The organism is Anaerolineales bacterium (assembly GCA_022866145.1).
GTDB lineage: Bacteria > Chloroflexota > Anaerolineae > Anaerolineales > E44-bin32 > PFL42.
The window spans coordinates 1-4,811 of sequence record JALHUE010000047.1 but is presented as its reverse complement, the minus strand read 5'-3'; the positions used below and the strand labels follow the sequence as shown (position 1 = coordinate 4,811).

At 60.4% G+C, this 4,811-nt stretch carries 5 protein-coding genes; 4 read left to right on the top strand and 1 reads right to left on the bottom strand.

The window, feature by feature from the left end:
* Nucleotides 1-324 precede the first annotated feature (324 nt).
* A complete protein-coding gene (locus MUO23_01390; protein MCJ7511605.1) occupies nucleotides 325-1,005 on the top strand; it encodes an AhpC/TSA family protein in 681 nt (226 codons plus the stop codon).
* Between the two features lie 225 nt (nucleotides 1,006-1,230).
* Here MUO23_01390 and MUO23_01385 read toward each other — a convergent pair whose 3' ends face one another.
* Complete coding sequence (locus MUO23_01385; protein MCJ7511604.1) at nucleotides 1,231-1,683, bottom strand: hypothetical protein; 453 nt, start codon at nucleotides 1,681-1,683, stop codon at nucleotides 1,231-1,233.
* Nucleotides 1,684-2,360: 677 nt separating this feature from the next.
* Between MUO23_01385 and MUO23_01380 the strand changes: the two genes are divergently transcribed.
* The 3 genes from MUO23_01380 to MUO23_01370 all read left to right on the top strand — a co-directional run bounded on the left by MUO23_01380 (nucleotide 2,361) and on the right by MUO23_01370 (nucleotide 4,755).
* Nucleotides 2,361-3,074, top strand: coding sequence for a DUF4386 domain-containing protein (locus MUO23_01380; GenBank protein ID MCJ7511603.1), 714 nt, complete (start codon nucleotides 2,361-2,363; stop codon nucleotides 3,072-3,074).
* Between the two features lie 242 nt (nucleotides 3,075-3,316).
* Nucleotides 3,317-4,150, top strand: coding sequence for an NAD(P)-dependent alcohol dehydrogenase (locus MUO23_01375; GenBank protein MCJ7511602.1), 834 nt, complete (start codon nucleotides 3,317-3,319; stop codon nucleotides 4,148-4,150).
* Nucleotides 4,151-4,407: 257 nt separating this feature from the next.
* On the top strand, nucleotides 4,408-4,755 hold the full coding sequence (locus MUO23_01370; protein MCJ7511601.1) for a hypothetical protein: 348 nt from the start codon (nucleotides 4,408-4,410) through the stop codon (nucleotides 4,753-4,755).
* Nucleotides 4,756-4,811 lie beyond the last annotated feature (56 nt).

Here is a 4,811-nt window from a genome sequence, read left to right as displayed (position 1 = left end):
TATTCCATCTGAGCATGTTTGGCCTTGCGCTCACGCTCGCATGTCTGGCCCCGGATGCCGAAGGATCGAATCTCATCGCGGTCAGTGCCTTGGTGCGCAGAATCATGGCTCAACTGAGTCGGGAAAGGGCGGGCTAACAACCCGCTGAAGCCGACTCGGCTGGCGGGCGAAAACGCAGGCGCGTCTGGCCTGCCCACTTCCTATAGAATGGAGGCCGAAGCCTGAGCCGCCGAGCGGCTTAGCTCGAGGCCGTTAGGCCGCTCCGAGCCGAGAGGCTTTCGCATAGTCCGATGCATCCAGCCTGTCGCCACATGGGAGGCCGTCATGTCGTCAATCTTGGAATCGCAGATTGAGCGCGCAGAGAAGGAGTGGCTCGAGGCATGGAAGCGGGGCCCCACCCGGCTTCGCTGGTCCAGAGTGCCATTGCAGGTGGGGGATAAGGCCCCCGATTTCGAACTGCCCGACGCCTCAGCGAACCCCATTAGGCTGTCGAGCCTGTGGAAGGGTCAGCCCCTCCTGGTGCTGTTCTGGCGCCACTTTGGCTGCAGTTGCGGGGTCGATCGAGGCAGCAGGCTGAAGCAGGAATACGACGGCTACGTCAAGGCCGGCGCCAGCGTTGTCATCATAGCGCAGGGCGAGCCAGAGCGAGCTGTAGCCTATTCTGAGAAGTACCAGCTGCCACCGGTGCCGATCCTATGCGATCCCCAGTATCGGGTCTATGATGCCTACGGTCTCCTGGAAGGTAAACCCTCGCAGGTCCTATTCGACGCGCCAGAGGAATTCCTTGATCGACAATACGAGACGGGAGTCAAGTTCCAGCGGGATCGTCACGAATCTGGCCGCCCCGCGGTAGACAGCCCCTGGCAGATGGCTGGCGAATTCGTCATCGACGCGGCTGGTGAAGTCCGGCTGGCGTATCGGTACAACTTCTGCGAGGACTATCCCGACCCGCGGGTGCTGTTGGCCGCGATTCGAGAGGCGATCAAGGAAGGTCCGAAAGCGTGAAACGACGCCGCCCGTCAGCCCGAATCGGAGCGGCCTAACAACTCGCTGAAGCTGACCCGGCGCGCTGGGGCATAGGGAAGGGCGCTCGGCCCGCCCGCATGCGCGACAAGCAAGGGGACTTGCCTGCTTCCGCCGGGCAGCTTAGCTCGAGGCTGTTAGGCTGCCTGCGCCGTCGCCCCGCCCCGCATATGCCTGCAGTTGGAGAAGCAATTCCCTGTATGATCCCTAGAGGGCGATTGCCTCGGCTGAACTCGCAAGTCTTCCCGTTCGCATCTGGCCCAACACAAATACAGCCGTTCCGACTACAAAGAAGACAACCTCGCCCAGGGAAGCGAACACGCCGAACGCGCCTAGGGCCCCGAAGAGCGCCAGTGCCATCCTGCCGAAGCCGCCGATCACACCCGCAAGTAGGAAGCACCAGCTCGACAGCTCCTTCTGCCGCCTCGAAAGATTGAGCCGATCTATCAGGAGCCCGTAGAAGTAGCCTATGAATCCCAGGAACACACCATACGCATGTACGACCTTCCAGGTTGTGTACTGCTCAGGCGTCAGTACCGAACCACCGAAGAAGTTAATGGTCAGGGGAATCCCCGCCAAAATGCCCAGTACTGCGAACAACGCGATCCCAAGGGCGATGTTCTTCTTACCCACATCAGAAGTTCCGAAAATCTTGGCCATAGTCGTCTCCATTTCGTGGTATGTCCAGACGGTTTCGTGCGCCTCTGTGCGGGCGCGCCCGGTTTCTTCATGAGCGGATCCTTACGACGCGGGCTTACTGCAACCAACAACACCGACACATCTGGCGCCATTATATGTCTGCTTTCTTGATTGCGACCCCTTCCTTTCATCGGGGATGCCCAAGACCTACGGGCCCTAGGGCTTTTCCGATAGGGATTCTCCAAAATGTGGAACAGCGCGCGGATCGGCAGCGCGTATAGTGGCATCGACGCTCCTTTCTGCAGGTGATGCCCACCCGATGACCCCTGGGCAACTTGTCGACAGGCTTCAACAGGCAGCCTAACAACTCGCTGAAGCCGACTCGGCTGGCGGGCGGAAAGGCCGGGTAGGTTGGCCTGCCGCCTGCGCGGCGCGAGAATGGTGGTGAGCCTGAGCCGCCGAGCGGCTTAGCTCGAGGCCGTTAGGCTGCTCGATGATGCAGGGAGCTGAGAGGCACAGACTGCCATCAATCGCGGTCGGCATGCCTCATCGACGGGAGGAGGGAACGGGATGTCTCCCAACATCACCGACTACCTGGCGCAGGACAAGGTAGCCAGAATCACGGGCCGGGCCTATGACCTCATCGGGGGCGTCGCTCCCCAGAGGGTATGGATACCGAAATGGAAAGGAGTCCAGAAATGAATTCGAGCAAGACGACCGCACGGATCGTGGGGGCGCTATTCATAACTGCGACGGCTGCAGGTCTACTGGGCACTGGTCTTACGGGCTCCGTTGTGGGTGCTCCGGACTACCTTGTTCAGATTGCTGCAAACAAGAACCTGGTAGTGCTCGGAGCGCTTCTTAAGTTTGTCGCGGCTGCCGCAAGTGCCGGCATCGCGATTGCGCTGTACCCCGTCTTGCGGAAACACAATGAAGGGCTAGCTCTTGGGTCAGTTGGTTTCAGGCTTGTTGAGGGAGTGTTCTACATTGTCGCCGCACTCGGCTTGCTCTCTCTATTGTCACTAGGTCAGGAGTACGCAAGCGCAGGGCCTCAGGCTGCTCCAACCCTTCAAGTCCTAGGCACCTTGATTCTCGCAGTACGTAATTGGGCGGGCTTCGTGTATGGAGTGCTTTTCTTCTGCTTGGGCGCTCTGATGTACTACTACGTCCTTTATCAATCAAGACTCATTCCTCGCTGGCTATCAGGTTGGGGCCTGGTCGCCATTGCATTGTTGTTCTCAATGGTTCTATTGATCGCCTTCGGCGAAAGACCTTCAGGACCTTCAGGTATGCAGCTGCTGTTGGCTCTCCCGATCGCCTTGCAGGAAATGGTTCTGGCGGTGTGGCTGATCCTCAAAGGATTCAACCCATCCGCAATTGCTTCCGGGTCTACCAAGACCGACACAGACTAGCGCAGGCGCCCACGTAGCAAGCGCTTCCAGCAGTCAATACGCCGCCCGAATGGTACCCTCGAGTTCGGGCGTAGCGCGGCGGCGTATTGCAGCTGAAGCGCAACGATGTTCGATGGAGAAGCGACACGCGGATCCGTAGTCTGAAAGGACTCAGAATGCAAGCAGTCGTCTGCACGCGGTACGGTTCGCCCGAGGTTCTGCGGCTCGAGGAACTCGCGACTCCAGTCCCCCGTAAGAACGAGGTGCGCATACGCATCCTGGCTACCGCCGTGACATCGAGTGACTGCTACCTCCGGGGCCTCAGGCTGTCTCCCGCGTACCGGATGATGGCGCGACTAGCGATCGGCTGGAATGGGCCCAGGCAACCGGTGCTCGGCATGGTGCTCTCAGGGGAAGTGGACTCGGTCGGGCCGGACGCCAAGTCATTCGAAGTGGGCGAGCGGGTGTTCGGCTTCAATCGACATCTCTTCGGAACCTATGCGCAGTATGTGTGCTGGCCGGAGGACGGACTTCTGGCCCTACGACCGGCCAACCTCACCGATGAAGAGTCGGCGGCCATCCCCTATGGTGGCCTCCTCGCTCTCCACTTCCTGCGCAAGGCCGGCGTTCGAGCGGGAAAAAGCGTCCTCGTCTTTGGAGCATCTGGGGCCGTGGGCACGTCGGCCGTACAGCTTGCCCGGCATCTCGGCGCGGAGGTCACGGGTGTCTGCAGTACCGCGAACGTGGAGCTCGTGGCATCTCTCGGCGCCACGAGAGTGGTCGACTACACCGTCGAGGACTTCGTGGACGGGACGGAGCGTTACGACCTGATCTTCGACGCCGTCGGCAAGAAGAAGGGCGCTGCGGCTCTCCGGCACTGCCGGCAAGTGCTGGCTCCGGGCGGAGCCTGCATCTCGGTAGACGACGGGACACCGAATCTTCGTGGTGAAGACCTGGTGTTGCTCGGCGATCTGGCCGCAAAGGGTGAGATCAGGCCCGTGATCGACCGTAGCTATGCGCTGGACGACATCGTCGATGCGCATAGCTACGTCGACACCGGACACAAACGCGGCAACGTGGTCATCACCGTGCCGTAGCGCTCCCAGGGGTTTCCCGCCTAACAAACGGACCAACCTGACTCGCTTCGCTCGCAGGTTATCCGTAAGACGTTAGGCTGCTGTCACCGTCGGCCTCCGTTGGATCCCGCATGAAGACTTCTCCGCATGGCAGGCCGTACTCCGAATTCCCGAATTGGGCGGGACTCTGCCCTCCAAATACCTGGTGCAGGGTTTCACCTGATGCCTTCCAAGGGATCCTTCCCGCGTCCCTGCTCCAGAAGACGGAACCACCGCTAGTGCTTTCCTCCGACGGGGCTGGCGTAACGACCTACGTCGTTGATCTGCCAAGGATCGATCCGCCTGCTAGCGCCATCGACCAGGAACTGTACATCTTGGCCTTCGACCACGAGGCTGGGGAAGCCTACGGCTACTTCATCCACCACGGCAACTGGCCCGGCCGCACAATTCGACCAAGCTCATCGTTTCTCAAAGCGGCCGAATCGAGCGGCATCGCGGATCACTTTCCTTTCAGCTTCGTGCCGGGAGGATCATCGGGGCCGATGTCTGACATCGCTGCACGGCAAGACGCGAATGACTTCTGGCAGGAGATCAAGAGAATCAGGTCCGGGCATTCCGGGGAGTAGGTCGAGCGGGGATCTTCAGCAGCCTAACAACTCGCTGAAGCCGACTCGGCTGGCGG